16 protein-coding genes are annotated in these 17,626 nt (G+C 68.5%); 12 read left to right on the forward strand and 4 right to left on the reverse strand.

Annotation, left to right across the window (positions count from 1 at the left end):
• Positions 1-205 precede the first annotated feature (205 nt).
• On the reverse strand, positions 206-1,954 hold the full coding sequence (locus P7D22_RS07665; protein ID WP_319933637.1) for a heparinase II/III family protein: 1,749 nt from the start codon (positions 1,952-1,954) through the stop codon (positions 206-208).
• A gap of 54 nt (positions 1,955-2,008) precedes the next feature.
• Positions 2,009-2,446 (reverse strand): RbsD/FucU family protein, encoded by a 438-nt coding sequence (locus P7D22_RS07670; protein WP_319933638.1) that lies wholly within the window; start codon positions 2,444-2,446, stop codon positions 2,009-2,011.
• Between the two features lie 136 nt (positions 2,447-2,582).
• Here P7D22_RS07670 and P7D22_RS07675 point away from each other — a divergent pair, with 136 nt between their 5' ends.
• The 3 genes from P7D22_RS07675 (at position 2,583) to moaB (ending at position 5,128) form a co-directional block, all read left to right on the forward strand.
• Positions 2,583-3,572, forward strand: coding sequence for a magnesium transporter CorA family protein (locus tag P7D22_RS07675; protein WP_319933639.1), 990 nt, complete (start codon positions 2,583-2,585; stop codon positions 3,570-3,572).
• A 70-nt stretch (positions 3,573-3,642) separates the two neighbouring features.
• Positions 3,643-4,560: a KPN_02809 family neutral zinc metallopeptidase gene (gene ypfJ / locus P7D22_RS07680; RefSeq protein ID WP_319933640.1), complete on the forward strand. Its 918-nt coding sequence runs from the start codon at positions 3,643-3,645 to the stop codon at positions 4,558-4,560.
• A gap of 22 nt (positions 4,561-4,582) precedes the next feature.
• Positions 4,583-5,128, forward strand: a complete 546-nt coding sequence (gene moaB, locus P7D22_RS07685) for a molybdenum cofactor biosynthesis protein B (protein WP_319933641.1) — start codon at positions 4,583-4,585, stop codon at positions 5,126-5,128.
• 111 nt (positions 5,129-5,239) lie between these two features.
• On the opposite strand, the gene P7D22_RS07690 is transcribed toward moaB, so the two are convergent.
• Positions 5,240-5,776, reverse strand: coding sequence for a hypothetical protein (locus P7D22_RS07690; protein WP_319933642.1), 537 nt, complete (start codon positions 5,774-5,776; stop codon positions 5,240-5,242).
• A 214-nt stretch (positions 5,777-5,990) separates the two neighbouring features.
• Between P7D22_RS07690 and P7D22_RS07695 the strand changes: the two genes are divergently transcribed.
• The 3 genes from P7D22_RS07695 to P7D22_RS07705 all read left to right on the forward strand — a co-directional run bounded on the left by P7D22_RS07695 (position 5,991) and on the right by P7D22_RS07705 (position 9,231).
• On the forward strand, positions 5,991-7,175 hold the full coding sequence (locus P7D22_RS07695; RefSeq protein WP_442916052.1) for a PA0069 family radical SAM protein: 1,185 nt from the start codon (positions 5,991-5,993) through the stop codon (positions 7,173-7,175).
• Positions 7,175-7,882 carry a ribonuclease HII gene (locus tag P7D22_RS07700; protein ID WP_319933644.1) on the forward strand — a complete coding sequence of 236 codons (708 nt, stop codon included), beginning with the start codon at positions 7,175-7,177 and terminating at the stop codon, positions 7,880-7,882. Before P7D22_RS07695 ends, P7D22_RS07700 begins: the two co-directional genes overlap by 1 nt.
• Positions 7,883-8,031: 149 nt before the next feature.
• Positions 8,032-9,231, forward strand: coding sequence for a site-specific DNA-methyltransferase (locus P7D22_RS07705; protein ID WP_442916047.1), 1,200 nt, complete (start codon positions 8,032-8,034; stop codon positions 9,229-9,231).
• Positions 9,232-9,566: 335 nt separating this feature from the next.
• Here the strand turns inward: P7D22_RS07705 and mutY are convergent, their stop codons facing one another.
• Positions 9,567-10,670 carry an A/G-specific adenine glycosylase gene (gene mutY, locus P7D22_RS07710; protein WP_442916048.1) on the reverse strand — a complete coding sequence of 368 codons (1,104 nt, stop codon included), beginning with the start codon at positions 10,668-10,670 and terminating at the stop codon, positions 9,567-9,569.
• A 55-nt stretch (positions 10,671-10,725) separates the two neighbouring features.
• Between mutY and P7D22_RS07715 the strand changes: the two genes are divergently transcribed.
• The 6 genes from P7D22_RS07715 to P7D22_RS07740 all read left to right on the forward strand — a co-directional run bounded on the left by P7D22_RS07715 (position 10,726) and on the right by P7D22_RS07740 (position 17,301).
• Positions 10,726-11,247 carry a DUF721 domain-containing protein gene (locus P7D22_RS07715; protein WP_319933646.1) on the forward strand — a complete coding sequence of 174 codons (522 nt, stop codon included), beginning with the start codon at positions 10,726-10,728 and terminating at the stop codon, positions 11,245-11,247.
• An 82-nt stretch (positions 11,248-11,329) separates the two neighbouring features.
• The gene (locus P7D22_RS07720; protein WP_319933647.1) at positions 11,330-12,001 is read left to right on the forward strand and encodes a DsbA family protein; all 672 of its coding nucleotides are present in this window, start codon (positions 11,330-11,332) and stop codon (positions 11,999-12,001) included.
• A 162-nt stretch (positions 12,002-12,163) separates the two neighbouring features.
• Complete coding sequence (locus P7D22_RS07725) at positions 12,164-13,414, forward strand: sarcosine oxidase subunit beta family protein (RefSeq protein ID WP_319933648.1); 1,251 nt, start codon at positions 12,164-12,166, stop codon at positions 13,412-13,414.
• Positions 13,415-13,434: 20 nt separating this feature from the next.
• On the forward strand, positions 13,435-13,752 hold the full coding sequence (locus tag P7D22_RS07730) for a sarcosine oxidase subunit delta (protein ID WP_319933649.1): 318 nt from the start codon (positions 13,435-13,437) through the stop codon (positions 13,750-13,752).
• Complete coding sequence (locus P7D22_RS07735) at positions 13,749-16,760, forward strand: sarcosine oxidase subunit alpha family protein (protein WP_319933650.1); 3,012 nt, start codon at positions 13,749-13,751, stop codon at positions 16,758-16,760. The genes P7D22_RS07730 and P7D22_RS07735 overlap by 4 nt, the downstream gene beginning before the upstream one ends.
• Positions 16,753-17,301 (forward strand): sarcosine oxidase subunit gamma, encoded by a 549-nt coding sequence (locus tag P7D22_RS07740; protein WP_319933651.1) that lies wholly within the window; start codon positions 16,753-16,755, stop codon positions 17,299-17,301. Before P7D22_RS07735 ends, P7D22_RS07740 begins: the two co-directional genes overlap by 8 nt.
• The last annotated feature ends 325 nt before the right edge of the window (positions 17,302-17,626 follow it).

The following is a 17,626-nucleotide window of genomic DNA, read 5'->3' on the forward strand; positions in this document are numbered from 1 at the left end:
CGCCGCGAGCGCCTGGGCCTGCCAGCCGAGCCGCGCCGACAGGTCGGGCAGGTGCCGCGTCGCCGGCGGGTCGAGCGCATCGTCGTCGACCGGATAGGCGGTGTTTCGCGTGGCGATCGTCGCGCCCTGGCACACCAGGGTCAGCCGCGCCACGCTCATCGCCGCCGCATCGGTGGCCGGGCCGCTCCCGCGACGGGAATGGCCATCACACCGGGCCGGATGGGTCCCGGCCGGCCTCGTCCCGGTCCCGCGCGAACTGGCGCAGCAGCGACCAGTCCACGGTGGAGCGGGCCGGCACCAGCCCGGGCACGACGATCTGGGTGGTGCGGCGCGGCCCTTCGCTGGTGGCGAAGAAGATGCTTTCCTCGACGCGCGTGTCCTGGCCTCCCGCCTCGAACATCCATTGCGTGCCGTCCGGCAACACCAGCATCACGGCCTTGCCGTGCGCCTGCTCCTCGGCCCGCGTGCCGGGATGCAGGTGGAAACGCAGCATGAAGGGGCGCGGCATGTCGGTGCTGGCACGCTTCGCTCCTGCCGCAGGCTCGAGCCCGTCCTCACCGAACAGGCCGCTGCCGTCGGCCGCGAGCGTCAGCTTGCGGCGGTGGATCAGCCCGAACCGCTCGGCATAGCCATCGTGGCGCACCTCGAAGCCGAGCGATTCGGAGGCCGGGTTCGGCTGGGCCGTCACCTGCCGCGGCCCGGAGGTGATCTGCCGGCCGAACCAGCGGCGCAGGGTGCCATCCGCGAAACGGCTCGACGAAGCGTCGTCGAGCACCAGCGTCGAATGGGCGGCGGTGGCGCGTGCCACCTCCTGCATCGCGGTTGCGGCCGGGGCGGGCCGGCCGCAATTGACAATCAGCCGTTGCGTGGCGTGCGAAAACTCGAAGGCCAGCGTGCCCGCATGGGCGCGTTCGGAAAAGGGCGGCGCCGGCGGCGCGCCGGTGTCGCAGATCACCAGGGCCGGGCCGGCCTCGAGCCGCCGATAGCCCGAATGGGGCGCATGGCCGAGCGGCCGCGCCTGGGTGTCGTCATGGCTCAACACGGTGGCCAGCAGATGCGCCTCCGTGACCCCCATGCCGTTGAACAGCGCCAAACTGCCGTCGCCATGGCGGAACATGCGCAGCACCGGCACCGCCCGGTCGATCACCGCCATCAACGGGGTCGGCAGCGGCAGGCCGCGGGCCGCAAAGGCCTGCCGCAACGGCAGCAGGTCCAGCAGGCAGGCCACCAGGATGCCGGGATCGCGCGACACATGCCCGCCATCGGGCAGGAACTGGCGCCGCAGCTCCTCGGTGAGGATGCGGGTGCCGGCCTTGCGGGCGCCGCCGAGGCCATCGGCGCAAACGCCCGCCTCGGCCAGCGCGATGGCGGCGAACAGGCGTGGGGCGCCATCGAGCCCGTTCGACAACGCCCGGGCCAGCACGCCGACCTGGCGGCCGATGCTTTTCATGTAGCGGCGGTAGAAGCCCGCGTCCGGCGGATCGAGCACCAGCGGCGACTGGGCCAGCCAGGACAACAGCCGCCGCGCCGTGACCTCCGGGTGCCAGGCGATCGGCACCCGGCCCGGTGTGCAATGATTGATCCAGTCGTCCACCAGCACCCGGGCATTGGCGCGCGCCAGGGCGGTGTCGGCGGCCCTGAGGTGGCGCAGCCAGCCGAAGCCGTGTAGGGCGGCCGCCCAGGCTTCCGTCGGCGGTTCGATGTCGAAGGGCGAGCGGCCATGCGCGTCCACCAGCCGGCCCGCGAAGGCCAGATGGCCGGCATAAATGTCGGACGCCACCGTGGGGTCGGCCGTGCGGATGTCCTGCGGCGCGATCACCAGGCGCTCGGGCGTACGGGACTGCAGCCGGCCGATCAGCCGGAACGGCCGCTGGGCCGTCGTCAGCGCCCGTCGGGCCTCGATGCGGGTGACGCCGGCCGCGAGGCGCGCGGTTTCGCTGAGCGGCCGCCTCACGGTCGTGGCGCCCCGTGGCGGCCACCCGGCCGGCCCGGCATGTCGGATCTCGGATCAGCCGGCAGGACGGATCACACCCTTCTTGAGGATGACGTTGCCATAAAGCCGAGCCTCGCCGGTGGCCACCAGCACGAAGCTTTCGGCCGCCTTGGCGTAGAAGGCGAAGCGCTCGAGGCGCGCCAGTCCGAACGCCGGCCCCGCATGCCGGGCCAGCGAGGCCCGGAACTCGGCGAAGATCGGCGGCTCGGCCGTAGGGTCGCCCACGACCTCCATGCACCAGGCGGCCTCGGGCACGAAATCGTCGAGCGGCAGCACCGACAACACCGCATCGAGCACCGCCGTCGCCGGGATGCCGTCGAGCCGCACCACCGGTGGGCCGCAGCTTTCGGCCGGGTAGTTGCCGTCCACGATGGCGATCTCGTCGCCATGCCCCATCGCCCGCAGCGCCCGGATAAGGTCGGGCGTGAGCAGCGGGTCGATTCCCTTCAGCATGATGGTTCCCTGATTTGCGTTGTTTGGAACCTTGAACCACGCGACCGGACCTGACAATGACAAGCCATCAGGCAGCGCCGGCGGAGACACGTGCGATGGCATCCAAGCTCGACCCGATGCGGGCCATGGCGGCCCGATGCTGACCATGTACGACGCCCGGGGCACGGTGTTGCCGGCCGGGTTCGAAGGGCGCGGCCTGCCGAGCGGCGTGGTGCTGATCGACCTGCTGCGACCGGACCCCGCCGAGATCGCCTATGTGCAGCGCGTCACCGGGCTGACGCTGCCGACCTCGCAGCGCATGTCGGAGGTGGAGGTGTCGAGCCGCCTCGCCATGCAGCGCAAGACCCTGCAGGTCACCTCGCCGATCGTCTACCGCACCGACGCCGTGGCGGTGAACACGTCGCCGGTGGGCTTCATGCTGTCCGAAAAGCTGCTCATCACGCTGCGTTTCGTCGATCTGAAGAGCTTCGACGATTTTCTGGCGCAGAAACCCTTTCGCGTCGCCGACCCGGCCCAGGCCGCGATCGAGCTGTTCCTGGGCCTGCTGGAAACCATCGTCGATCGCATGGCCGACGCCATGGAGCAGATCGGCGCCGACCTCGACCGCGTGTCGCGCGGCATCTTCCGGCCCGAAACGGGCGTGCATGCCACCGACAAGCCGACCGTGATCGAACGCCGGCTCAACCGGGCGCTGCGCACCATCGGCCAGAACGGCGACCACACTTCGCATGCCCGCGACAGCCTGCTCGGGCTCGGCCGCCTGATCGCCTATGTGGGCACCCACACGGGCGAGCGCCTGCCGGACGGGCTGAAGGCACGGCTCGAAACCCTGAAACAAGACGTCGGCTCGCTCAACGACTACGAGGGACGGCTGTCCGACAAGGTGCAGTTCCTGCTCGATTCGACGCTCGGCTTCATCAACATCGAGCAGAACCGGCTGTTCAAGCTGCTCACCATCGCATCCGTGATGGGCGTGCCGCCGACCTTCGTGGTGGGGCTCTACGGCATGAATTTCAAGAACATGCCGGAGGTCGACTGGAGCTATGGCTACCAGTTTGGCTGGGCCATGATCCTGGTCAGCATCCTGATCCCGGGGATCTGGTTGAAGCGCAAGGGCTGGTTCTGAACCCTTGTTTTTGGCTTAAGCGCGGCCGATGTAGCTTGGCGACGATTTATCGCGTGGGGGAGTGCGGGTCATGGAGTGGGAACAGTCCCGCCGGTCGGACAACATCGAGGATGTGCGCGGTCAAGGCGGTGGCGGTGGCGGTGGCGGTGGTGGGATGGCCATCGGCGGCGGTGGCCTCGGAATCGGCGCCATCATCGTGCTGGCATTGATCGGCTACGCGACCGGCATCGACCCGCGCATCCTGATCGGCGGCGCCGAGCAGGTGGTCAACCATGGCCAGACCCAGCAGCAGCCCGACACGGATCAGCGCCAGACCCAGCAGGCGCAAGGCCAGGCGGCCGGCGCCCCGAAGGACCAGATGGCCGACTTCGTGGCGGCCGTGCTGGGCGAAACCGAGGACGTGTGGAGCCAGGTGCTGCCGGCCCAGAAGGGTGTGCAATATCAGGCGCCGAAGCTCGTGCTGTTCAGCGGCGTGACGCGATCGGGCTGCGGCCAGGCGCAATCCGCCATGGGGCCATTCTATTGCCCGACGGACCGCAAGGTCTATCTCGACATGGCGTTCTTCAACGACATGAAGCGTAAGCTCGGCGGTGGCGGCGACTTCGCTTATGCCTATGTGGTGGCGCACGAGATCGGCCATCACGTGCAAAACCTGCTCGGCCTGCTGCCGAAGGTGCATGAAGCGATGGAGAACGCGGACGAAGCGCGCGCCAACCAGCTTTCGGTACGGCTCGAACTGCAGGCCGATTGTTATGCCGGCGTGTGGGCCGCCAATGCGGACCAGAAATACCACATCTTGCAGGATGGCGACGTCGACAAGGCGCTCAATACCGCGGAAGCCATCGGCGACGATCGATTGCAGAAGTCGTCGCGCGGTTATGCGACGCCCGACAGCTTCACCCATGGTTCCTCGGCCCAGCGCAAGCAATGGCTGGAGACCGGGCTGAAGACCGGCAAGGTCGACGCCTGCAACACCTTCGCCCAGTAACAAGCCTTCCGGGCCAGGGACCATGCCACGCATCGACGACACCCGGCCCTTCGTGCCGCTCGGCCTCGCGGTCCTGACCATGTCGGACACGCGGGCGCTCGCGGAAGACCGGTCCGGCGACGTGCTGACCGGTCGCCTCGCGGCAGCCGGGCACCGGCTCGCCGGGCGGGCTGTGGTGCGCGATGAGGTGACGGCCATCCGGGCTGCCGTGCAGGCTTGGATCGACGATCCGGCCGTCGACGTTGTGATCACCACCGGCGGGACCGGTTTCACCGGCCGCGACGTGACCCCGGAGGCGCTGGAACCGCTGTTCACCAAGCGGATGGACGGGTTCTCGGCCGTGTTCCACGCGCTGTCCTTCGCCAAGATCGGCACGTCGACGGTGCAGTCGCGCGTCACGGCGGGGCTTGCCGGCACCACCTTCGTGTTTGTGCTGCCGGGCTCGCCCGGCGCCTGCACGGACGCCTGGGACGGCATCCTGGCCTACCAGCTCGACTACCGTTACCGCCCGTGCAATTTCGTCGAGATCATGCCGCGTCTCGACGAGCACCTGCGCCGCGGCGTCTAGAGGCTGTCAGGGCCAAATGGGAAACCATTTGGCCTGATCGGGCAGCCGACCGAAGGGATGCTAGAGTTTGTCTGGTTCAGCAAGAACCAGACAAACTCTAGCTTAGGCGGCTCAGCCGTCGCCGCCGCTCCAGGCGCGCGTCCTGAACACGCGATGCGGCCGCAGGCTTCGCCAAAGCGCCGCAACGCTGTTGGCCCGCACGGCTGCCATCTGCTGACGCTCGGTCAACACGCCGACCGTCGGGGCGAACCGCGGCAGCACGCGACCGAAAACGCCGCTCTCGACCGCCTTGAGGGCGATGCCCTGCGGCACCCATGCGGCGTGCCGCGTGCCGATGCCCGCCATTTCATCCACGAAGGCACGGTCGAAGCTGACGCCGGCCAGCAGCACGAGGTGATGGGCACCGCGCGCCCGGGCAACCGCCGTCTGCAGCGCCGTGGCGAGATCGGCCTCTTGAATGAAGCCGCATCCCGCATGGTCGGCGATACGGTCGAGCGCGTCGTCGCCTGGTGCCGCCAACAGCTGCACGTCGCGCACCACGCCGTCCACCGCGGCCGGAACCAGCGCCGCAAGGGTGCGGACCGCGTCGGCGGTCGTCGAAGGGCGGCCCGTCGCCGTGTGCGAGCCGAGAACAAGAACCGAGACCATGCATGCATCCGGCCAGCCGCGCTGGGTGGACCGGGTGTAACCCATGCGGCGGCCCTGCGGAACCGCCCGGTGGCGTGCAGCGACCCATGACAGGTCACCGCGCGTGATTGACGCCGTCCTTGCCGTTCCGTATTTGTTCTGGCCTGAACGGCGACGCTCGTTCGGATGACGAGGTCTCGGCATCGCGTTTGCCGGAACGGAGCCGCCGCACGTGATGTCCTCGCCGAACACCACCGCGGGCTTTGAGGCCGACGTGTCCGAGCCTGCGCCGGCTCCGAAACGGCGACGCACCCCCCGCATCGTTCCGCCGCCCGTCGCGGTCGCCGACGATCCGGTCGACGAGGACCGCCGTCGCGGGCGCGGCACGGTGTCGAACCGTTCGGCCCGCTTCGAGCCGCTGCAGCGCGTCACCGAGGACGACGGCTGGGGGGCGCTTGAAACATTGGCGCCCTTCAAGACCACCGTGACGGTCGAGCGGCCCAAGACCATCATCACCCGCAACGAGTCGCCCGACCTGTCATTCGACCGCTCGATCAATCCTTACCGGGGCTGCGAACACGGCTGCGTCTACTGCTTCGCCCGGCCGACCCATGCCTATCTGGGCCTGTCGTCCGGGCTCGACTTCGAGTCGCGGCTGGTGGTGAAGCTCGGCGCGGCCGAGCGGCTCGAGGCGGAACTCGCGGCGCCCGGCTACAAGGTCCGCACGATCGCCATCGGCACCAACACCGACCCCTACCAGCCAATCGAGCGCGAGCACCGGGTGATGCGCAGCGTGCTGGAAGTGCTGGCCCGCACCGGCCACCCGGTCGGCATCGTCACCAAATCGGCGCTCGTCACCCGCGACATCGATCTGCTGGCCCCGATGGCGGCCCGCGGCCTCGTCAAGGTGGCGCTGTCGGTGACGACGCTCGACGGTAAGCTCGCCCGCACCATGGAGCCGCGTGCGGCGGCGCCCGGCCGCCGCCTCGAGGCGATCCGCCAGTTGAGCGAGGCCGGCATTCCGGTCGTGGTGATGACGGCGCCGCTGATCCCCGCCGTCAACGATCACGAGATCGAGGCGATCCTCGAGGCCGCGCAGGCGCGCGGCGCGCGCGAGGCCGGCTATGTGATGTTGCGGCTGCCGCTCGAGGTGCGCGACCTGTTCCGGGAATGGCTGCTGACCCATTTTCCCGACCGCTTGCGCCACGTGATGAGCCTCGTGCAATCGTTCCGCGACGGCAAGGACAACGATTCGACCTGGGGGAAGCGCATGACCGGCACGGGACCCTACGCCACCATGATCGGCCGGCGCTTCGAGATCGCGGCGGCGCGCCTCGGCTTCCCGAAGACCCGCATGCGGTTGCGCACCGACCTGTTCGTGCCGCCAGTGCCGAAGGGCGGCCAGTTGAGCCTGTTCTGATGGGGCGTTCTCCCAGGGCGGGTCGGCCCCCTGTCGTCCAAGCAGGGCTGAGGCTCGGACGCGAACTCGTCCTGTCCGGTCTCGGATTCCGCGCTATCGTCGGCATCGACGAGGTGGGCCGTGGCCCGCTGGCCGGCCCCGTCACGGCCGCGGCCGTGATCCTCGACGCCGACGACCTGCCCGACGGCTTGGCCGATTCCAAGGTGTTGCCGGCCGAAGCGCGGCACGAAGCCTATCGCGCCGTCTCGATGCGGGCCCGCGCGGTCGGGATCGGTTTCGCGACGCCGGCCGAGATCGACGCCATCAACATCCGGCAGGCGACCTTTCTGGCGATGCGGCGTGCCCTCGCGGCCCTTCCGGTCGCGCCCGACTACCTGCTGGTCGACGGGCGTGACCTGCCGCAGGGTGGCGCCGCCCCCGGCCTGCCCGGCGAGGCCATCATCAAGGGCGATGCCACCTGCGCCTCCATCGCGGCCGCCTCCATCGTGGCCAAGGTGGCGCGTGACCGGCTGATGGTGCGCCATCATGGCCACGATCCGCGCTACGGCTTCCACAACCACAAGGGCTATGCCACGGCCGAACACCGCGATGCGTTGAAGCGGCATGGGCCATCCCCCTTCCACCGCCGAAGCTTCGCGCCTTGCGGGCCGGGGCAGGGGGTGTTGTTCGACCTCGTTGTCGCCGATGAGACGCTGCCCGAGGCGTGAAGGCCTGACCCCGGCCGCGCCCGAGTTTTCATGGTTCGGTAACGCAAACGTCTCCGAACGACACAACATCTTTCCTGATCCGGAAACCCGCGCTTAAGCCTAACGCCCGTAATGTCGCGCTTGTCAGTAGCGTATTCGGTGTGTGGGTCATGCGTAATCTAAGAATAGCACACACCGGCTTGGCCGGCCCGAAGCCCCAGTCAAAGGTCTCGCGTCCTGGGGCTTCGGCCGCAATCGTTAAACCGAAGGAAGTCCTTCGACGCAATACGATCATGCTCGGCGATTGCATCGAGTCTCTTCGCGCCATGCCGCCCGAGAGCGTTGATCTCGTCTTTGCAGATCCACCCTACAACCTTCAGCTCGAAGGTCAGTTGTCGCGGCCCGACCAGAGTGTCGTCGATGCCGTCGATGACGACTGGGATAAGTTCGCAAGCTTCGCCGATTACGACCGCTTCACGCGCGACTGGCTCGCAGCGGCTCGTCGCGTGATGAAGCCCGACGCGACGTTGTTCGTCATCGGGTCCTATCACAACATCTTCCGGGTCGGCGCGACCCTGCAGGACCTGGGCTTCTGGATCCTCAACGACATCGTGTGGCTGAAGGCCAACCCGATGCCGAACTTTCGCGGCCGCCGCTTCACCAACGCCCATGAAACTCTGATCTGGGCTTCGAAGAGTCCCGAGGCCAAGCGCTATACGTTCAACTACGAGGCCCTGAAGGCCGGCAACGAAGATAGCCAGATGCGCTCCGACTGGTTGTTCCCCTTGTGCACCGGCCGCGAGCGGCTGAAGAACGAGGACGGCCGCAAGGTTCACCCGACCCAGAAGCCCGAGGCCCTGCTGGCCCGCGTCATCCTGTCGGCCACCCACCCGGGCGATGTGGTGCTCGACCCCTTCTTCGGCACCGGCACCACGGGCGCGGTGGCCAAGCGCCTCGGCCGCGACTTTGTCGGGCTGGAGCGCGACCCCGGTTACGCGGCCGCGGCCCAGGCCCGCATCGACGCCGTCGAGCCGCTGCCGGCCGAAGCGATCTCGCCCACGCCGGCCAAGCGCAGCGAGCCGCGCATCCCCTTCGCGTTGCTGATCGAGGCGGGCATGATCTCGGCTGGGGCGACCCTCACGGATGCGGCCGGGCGCCGCCCCGTGGTGGTGCGGCCCGACGGCGCGGTGGCGCTCGGCGCCATCATCGGCTCGATCCACAAGATCGGCGCCCTTGCCCAGGGTCTGCCGGCCTGCAACGGCTGGACCTTCTGGCACATCGAGCAGGATGGTCAGCGGCAGCCGATCGACGTGCTGCGCAGCGACTTCCGTGCCGGAACCCGTGACATGCAGGCCGCGCAGGCGGCCTGAGGCCTGCGGCGAAACGTTAAGGTTCGCTTAACCACGATCGTGGAACCGGGGTGGCGTCTTCCGCATTCGATTGACAATCAGGCGCCTGTCATAGGGCATGCTTTGATGTCGCGTGCGATCGTTCTTCGCCCAGGGTTCTGTCTTGGTGAAGTTCATTCGGGCCGGCGCACTCGGTCCGACGGCTGGTCTCATGGTAAGCTTGGTTCTGGCACTGGCAGCCGCTGCGGCAGCAGCTCTGATGGCGGTGCGTGACGATCGCCAGGAGCGGCCGGTCCCGGTTCGGGTGAAGCGCAAGGGCTGAACCAGCCTCCCAAACCCTCGACGCGCGTCGAGATTTATCGTCGACCGGCCAGTGCCATGTCCTGGTATAGCTTCAGGACCTTCCGCATCAGGGTGGGAAAGCCGATGCCGTCGAGCTGGCTTGGCGCCACCCATTTCCCATCTGCGTCGCTGTCGGGCGTCGACACATGGTGGACGTCGAGCGTCAGCTTGAAATGCGTCAGCCCATGTTCGATCTGGCCGAGATGGCGGGTCGGCCCGGCGAGGGTCGTGAGATCGTCCGGCAGAGTGGCTGATTGGCCTGCCGCGAAACCTTCCACCCACGGCGTCGATGGGAATTCCGGCAAGCCGCCGAACAGACCCGAGGGCGGCCTGTGGCGGACCAGCACGGCGCCGTCGGAACGCTCGATGACGAACACCGCTCCACCGCGTTCCGGCACGGCGGCCTTCTTGGTTTTGCGGGGCAGGTCGGCCTGCAAGCCCTCGGCCCTGGCCCGACAGGGCGTCGCCAGCGGACAGATCACGCAGGCGGGCTTTCGCGGCGTGCAGATCGTGGCGCCGAGATCCATCATGGCCTGGGCGAAATCTCCTGTCCGCGCGTCCGGGGTGACGCGGTCCATCGCGGCGTACAGGATCGGCTTGGCGCCCGGCAGCGGTGCCAGCACGGCGCACAGCCGCGCCATCACGCGCTCCACGTTGCCGTCCACCACCACGGCGCGCCGCTCGAACGCGATGGCCGCAATGGCCGCGGCCGTATAGGCCCCGATGCCCGGCAAGGTTCGCAGCCCTGCCTCGTTGCCCGGGAATGCGCCGCCGTGGCGTGCCACGACGGCCGCCGCGCAGGCATGCAGATTGCGGGCCCGGGAATAATAGCCGAGCCCCGCCCAGGCCTGCAGCACATCGGTCAGCGGCGCCGCAGCCAAGGCCTCCACCGTGGGCCAGCGGGCCAGAAAGCTGGTGTAATAGGGTTTCACGGCCGCCACCGTGGTTTGCTGCAGCATGATTTCGGACAGCCACACCGCATAAGGGTCGCTTGCCACCCCCGGCGGGCTACGCCACGGCAGCGTCCGCCGGTGGCGGTCGTACCAGGCGAGCAGCAGCGGCGCGACCGTTGCGGCATCGGGGTTCGGCGACGAAGGGATCGGTGCGGATTTGCTCACACCTGGTCTATACAGGGTCTCGCACCTCCACGCGCCCGGGCAGGCCACCACCGCGATGCCGCAGTCCTTCAGGCCCTTTCCGCCCCGGCGCAAGCCGCCCGGCAGCCGGCCGCTCGCCGACCTTGTCGGCGGTTGCATCGGCCCGGTGCTGGGCAAGCATGGGTTCGGCGAGGCCGATGTGCTGATGCACTGGCCCGAGATCGTCGGTGCGGAGCTCGCCGGCCGCTGTCAGCCGCTGCGCCTGCAATGGCGGCGCCGGCAGCGCGGCGACGAAGCCGTGGAACCCGCCACCCTGATCGTTCGGGTCGAAAGCGCTTCGGCCTTGATGCTGCAGCACCAGGGCGCCGTGGTGATCGACAAGGTCAACACCTACCTGGGATGGCGCTGCGTCGGGCAGATCGCGCTCCGGCAGGGGCCGCTGCCCCCGCCGCCGCGCCGCCGTTCGCAGCCGCGGCCGATCGAACCGGCCGCCTTGGCGGAGGCGCGCGCGCTTGTCGGAGCGGTCGAGGACGCCGGACTCGCGGAAGCGCTGGCGCGGCTCGGCGCCCGCGTGCTGAAGCGTCCTGTCAAAAAGTGATGCGGCGCCGGGCGGCTTTCCGCTAAGGTCGCGTCGAGGTCCGAGCCGCCCCGGCGGCCGACGATGCGAAAGAAGGATCACCATGTTCGTGCCATCGACGCGGCGGCAGCTCCTGCGTGGCGCCGCGCTGAGCGGGATCGCGCTCCCGGCCGTGCTGCGCGGCAGCGCCGCCTTCGCGCAGGCCAAGACCGACGAGGCCGTGACGGTTCCGGTCGACCAGCTGATGGCCGAAGGGCCGCTGCCGGACATGTGGATCGGTCAGAAGGACGCCCCGGTCTCCATCGTCGAATATGCCTCGATGACCTGCCCGCATTGCGCGGCCTTTCATGCCGAGACCTGGCCGACGCTGAAAACGAAATACATCGACACCGGCAAGGCGCGCTTCGTGCTGCGCGAGTTCCCGCTCGATCCGCTCGCCACCGCGGGCTTCATGCTGGCGCGCTGCGCCGGCCCGGACAAGCGCAACGCCATCACGGACCTGCTGTTCGACCAGCAGAAGAACTGGGCCTTCGTCGACAAGCCCGTCGACGCGCTTGCCGCCACGGTGCGTCAGGCCGGCATCACGCAGGCGCAGTTCGAGGCCTGCCTGAAAGACCAGAAACTTTACGGCCAGGTCAACCAGATCCGCGACGACGCCTCGACCAAGTTCAAGATCGACGCGACCCCGACCTTCTTCATCAACGGCAAGAAATACACGGGCGAGCTGTCCGTGGCCCAGATGGACAAGGACATCGACGACGCGACCAAGAAGTAGCGGCACGCCAGTTTTGGGCGCCGGACGACGCCCGCGCGGCGGTTCGGCGCCCGACACAAATCCGACACGGCCGCGTCGCTTGTGCGCTAGACGCGCCCGGGCCTGATCCCCCACATGGCGGCACCCTGTGTTCGAGCGCTTCCACGGAGTTACCCCCGTCCCGTGCGGTTTTCGCTTCTCAACCTGATCCGGCAGAGCTTCTCGCATAACCAGGGCTGGCCCGAGCAATGGCGCTCGCCGGAGCCGAAGCCGCGCTACGATGCCATCATCGTCGGCGGCGGCGGCCATGGGCTCGCGACCGCCTATTACATGGCGGCCGAGCACGGCATGCGGAACATCGCCGTGGTCGAGAAGGGCTGGATCGGCGGCGGCAACACGGGCCGCAACACCACGATCATCCGCTCGAACTATCTGTGGGAAGAATCGGAAGGGCTCTACAACCACGCGCTGACGCTGTGGCAGGACCTGAGCCACACGCTCAACTACAACGTCATGTATTCGCCACGCGGCTGCATGATGCTGGCCCACAACATCCACGACGTGCAGGTGTTCAAGCGCCACGTCCATGCCAACCGGCTGGCCGGCATCGACAACGAGTGGCTGACACCGCAGCAGGCGCAGGACGTTTGCCCGATCCTCAATATCTCGAAGGACATCCGCTACCCGATCGTCGGCGCGGCGCTGCAGCGGCGCGGCGGTACGGCGCGGCATGATGCCGTTGCCTGGGGCTATGCCCGCGCGGCTTCGGCGCTCGGCGTCGATATCCTGCAGAATTGCGAGGTGACGGCCATCCGGCGCGACCAGGCGGGCGCCGTCTCGGGGATCGAGACCACCCGGGGGGCGATCGCGACGGAGCGGCTCGGCGTGGTGGCGGCCGGCAACACCAGCCACGTGATGAGCATGGCCGACGTGCGGCTGCCGCTTGAAAGCTATCCGCTGCAGGCGCTCGTGTCCGAGCCGGTGAAGCCGGTGATGCCCTGCGTGGTGATGTCGAACACCATCCACGCCTATATGTCGCAATCCGACAAGGGCGAGCTCGTCATCGGGGCCGGCACCGACGCCTATACGTCCTATAGCCAGACGGGCGGGCTGCACATCGCCACCCACACGCTCGATGCCATCTGCGAACTGTTTCCCAACGTCCGCCGTTTGCGCATGCTGCGCAACTGGGGCGGCATCGTCGATGTGACGCCCGATCGCTCGCCCATCATCGGCCTCACGCCGGTGCCGGGGCTGTTCGTCAATTGTGGCTGGGGCACGGGCGGCTTCAAGGCGACGCCGGGCTCCGGCAACGTCTTCGCCCATACGGTGGCACGCGGGGTGCCGCATGCCATCAACGCCCCCTTCACGCTCGACCGTTTCCGCACCGGCCGCCTGATCGACGAGGCCGCCGCCGCGGCCGTCGCGCACTGAGCGGGCCCCAGGGTTCCCCGATGCTGCTGATCCCCTGTCCCTATTGCGGCCCGCGCAACGAGCTTGAGTTCAAGCACGGCGGCGAGGCCCATATCGCCCGCAATCCCGGCCAGGCCGACGACCAGGCCTGGGCCGAGTTTCTTTACGTCCGCTCGAACCCGAAGGGCGTCGTGGCCGAACGCTGGCGCCATACGGCCGGCTGCGGTCGCTTCTTCAATTGTTTGCGGCACACCGTCAGCGATCAGATCCTCGCCACCTACAAGGTCGGCGAAGCCCGGCCGGACGTCGAGCCGGTCCCCGTCCCGAGCGCCGAGCCGCCCAGGAGCTCCCAGCAATGAGTGGCGCCCTTCGCCTGCCGCGCGGCGGTCGTATCGACCGCAGCCAAATGGTCCGTTTCAGCTTCGACGGCCGCTCCTATGCGGGCTGCGCCGGCGATACGCTGGCTTCGGCGCTGTTGAGCCACGACGTCCACCTGTTTGGCCGCTCCTTCAAATACCATCGCCCGCGCGGCCTCCTGTCGGCCGGCGCCGAGGAGCCCAACGCGCTGGTGACGGTCGATCGCGGCGGTGGCCGGGTGACGCCGAACCTGCGCGCCACCCAGGTCGAGCTTTACGACGGCCTCGTGGCCCACAGCCAGAACCGTTGGCCGACGCTCGCGCTCGATGTTGGCGCCGTCAACGGCCTGGTGTCGCCGATGCTTGGCGCCGGCTTCTACTACAAGACCTTCATGGGGCCGCGCTTCATCAAGGGTGCCAAGCTGTGGGCCGACCTGTTCGAGCCGGCGATCCGCCGCGCCGCGGGGCTCGGTGCCGCGCCGAAAGTCCCCGACCCCGATCATTATGCCAACCGCTTCGCTCATTGCGCGGTGCTGGTTGTGGGAGCCGGTCCTGCCGGCCTTGCGGCTGCCCTTGCGGCGGCCGCCACCGGCGTGCGGGTGATCCTATGCGACGAGAACCCCGCCATGGGTGGCTCGCTGCTCGACGACCAGCATGGCGGCATCGAGGGCGTTCCGGCCGACGAATGGGCGTCCCGTGCGGTCGCGGAGCTCTCGGCCCGGCCGAACGTCACCCTGCTGTGCCGCACCCAGGCCTTCGGCTATTACAACCATAACCTCGTCGGCCTGCAGGAGCGCTTGACCGACCACCTGGCCAAGCCCGGCCATCGGGCCCCGCGCGAGCGCATGTGGCAGGTGCGGGCCGAGCATGTGGTGTTGGCGACCGGCGCCATTGAGCGCCCCCTGGTGTTCCCCGACAACGATCGGCCCGGCATCATGCTGGCTTCGGCGGGGCGCACCTTCCTCAACCGCTTCGGCGTCAAGCCGGGCCGCAAGGTGGTGATCGCCACCGCCCATGACAGCGCCTATCGGACGGCGCTCGACTTGGCGGCCGCCGGCATCGCGGTCGCCCGCATCGTCGACCTGCGGGAACGCCCCGAGGGCGCCCTCGTGCAGGCGGCCGAGCGCGCCGGACTGCCGATCCAGCGCGGCTCGGCCGTGGTCGGCACGCGCGGCAGCCACCGCGTCGCGGATGTGCGGGTCGCCCGCGTCAGCGGCGTCCATGTGACGGATGTCGAGACGATCACCTGCGATCTCGTGCTGATGTGCGGCGGCTGGACGCCTTCGGTGCATCTGTTCTCGCAATCGCGCGGCAAGCTGCGCTACGACGAGGCCAGCCAGAGCTTCCTGCCCGACGTGCCGGTGCAGCCGCAATCGACCGTGGGGGCCTGCGCGGGTGGCTTCGGCCTCGCGGACGCCCTGCGGGACGGGTATCGCGTCGGCGCGGCGGCGGCCGCTCACGGCACCGTGCCGCCGCGCGACTTCGGCGTGGTGGGCGACGATGCCTCGTCGGGTCCGGGCTTCATCGGGGCAACGCCGCACGACCGCGACGCCGCAACCGTGAAGGCCTTTGTGGATTTCCAGAACGACGTCACGGCCAAGGACATTGCGCTGGCGATGCGCGAGGGGTTCCGCTCGATCGAGCACATCAAGCGCTACACCACCTCGGGCATGGCGACCGATCAGGGCAAGACGTCCAACATGAACGCGCTCGGCATCGCGGCGGCGGCGCTGGACCGGCCGGTGCCGGCGATCGGCCTGACGACGTTCCGGCAGCCCTACACGCCCGTGACCTTCGGCATCTTCGCCGGCCTGTCGCGCGACGCGTTGTTCGACCCCGTGCGGGAAACCCCGATCCATGGCTGGGCCGCCGCGCATGGCGCCCGCTTCGAGGACGTCAGCCTGTGGAAACGGGCCTGGTACTTCCCCCAGGGCGGCGAGGACATCCATGCGGCCGTCAATCGTGAATGCAAGGTCGTGCGCAAGCGCGCCGGCCTTTTCGACGCTTCGACGCTCGGCAAGATCGAGGTGGTCGGCCCCGATGCGGCGGAATTCCTGAACCGCGTCTACATCAACGGCTGGAGCAAGCTCGGCGTCGGCAAGTGCCGCTACGGCCTGATGCTCAACGAGGCCGGCTTCATCATGGACGATGGCGTGGTCGGGCGCATCGCGGCCGACCGCTTCCACGTCACCACCACGACGGGCGGCGCGCCGCGCGTCATGGCGCATCTCGAGGATTATCTGCAGACCGAGTTCCCGGACCTGAAGGTGTGGCTCACCTCCACCACCGAACAATGGGCCGTGATCGCCGTGCAGGGGCCGCGGGCGCGCGACATGCTGCAGCCGCTGGTCGACGGCATGGACATTTCGGCCGACGCTCTGCCCCACATGGCGCTGAAGCTCGGCACCTTCCGGGGCGTGCCGATGCGCTTGTTCCGCGTCAGCTTCACGGGCGAGCTCGGCTTCGAGGTCAATGTGCCGGCCGATTACGGCCGTGCCGCGTGGGAAGCGTTGTGGGCCGAAGGCGAAAAGGTCGGGGCTGTCGCCTATGGCACCGAAGCGATGCACGTGCTGCGGGCCGAGAAGGGCTACATCATCGTCGGCCAGGACACGGATGGCACGGTGACGCCCGATGATGCCGGGATGGGCGGCATGATCGGCAAGGCGAAGCCGGACTTCGTTGGCCAGCGCTCGCTCGGTCGGCCCGACCTCGTGGTGCCGAACCGCAAGCAATTCGTCGGCCTGTTGACCGACGATCCGCGCACGGTGCTGGAAGAAGGCGCGCAGATCGTCGGCGACCCGTCGCCAGCCAAGGGCACCCACGCGATCGGACATGTCACCTCGTCCTATTGGAGCGAGGTGCTGGGCCGGTCCATCGCGCTTGCCGTGATCGAAGGAGGGCGGGGCCGCCTGGGCGAGACGGTCTTCATTCCCATGCCGGACGGGTCCGTCGCGGCGAAGCTGACGAAGCCGGTCTTCTATGATCCCGAAGGAGCGCGGCTGAATGGCTGACCTGGCCCCCCTCGACCGTCGCGGCCCCATGGCGGGCCGCCGCAATGTGGCCGTCACGCCCTTGCCGCCCTTGGCGCGATTCAGCCTACGCGGTCCAGTCGCGGATCTGGCGCCCCTGGGGTCTGCCTTCGGCATCGCGCCAGGTCAGGACACGTGCCGCGCGACCCAACAAGGCGATCGGGCCATTCTGTGGCTCGGCCCGGACGAGTGGATGCTGGTGGCGTCCCTGCCGAATGCCACGGCGTTGTTCGACGGCATCGAGCAGGCCCTGGCGGCCGTCCCGCACAGCCTGGTCGACATTTCCCATCGCAACACCGGCTTCACCGTGATGGGAGACGGTGTCGAGGCTTTCCTGGCCGAAGGGTGCCCCCTCGACCTCGACCAAGCGGCGACCCCGGTAGGCTTTTGCAGCCGCACGGTCCTGGGCAAATCTGAGGTGGTGTTGTGGCGCGTGGCCCCGGATGCTTTCCGCATCGAATGCTGGCGCTCGTTCGCGCCCTATGTGGCGGCGTTTCTGGCCCAGGCGACGGAAAATCTCTGACCGTCGCCTTGAGATCTGCGATTAGGACAAGCGACACGCCTGCAATCTGCGAAAGATCGAGAGCCGATCATCGATAAGGCAGCGCGCCTGCTCCAGCTGCATCAGCCGGTACGCTATATCTGTCCGGTTCTCGGGATGGCGCGAAGCGTCCGGGGGCTCGGTGGCGTGTTCGCCTTGCGCTTGCTTGTTCCCCGTTGTCCCAACAACGAGAGGGCAAACAGAGACCTGAATCTCCGCTTGCCCCAAAATTCTTACAATCATGACGGTCTACCTCGAGCCTTACCTATCATACCCACTAGGGGCATACAGTAAAGGCCTCAACTTG

This window comes from Lichenihabitans sp. Uapishka_5, assembly GCF_033947565.1.
In the GTDB taxonomy this organism is placed as follows: domain Bacteria; phylum Pseudomonadota; class Alphaproteobacteria; order Rhizobiales; family Beijerinckiaceae; genus Lichenihabitans.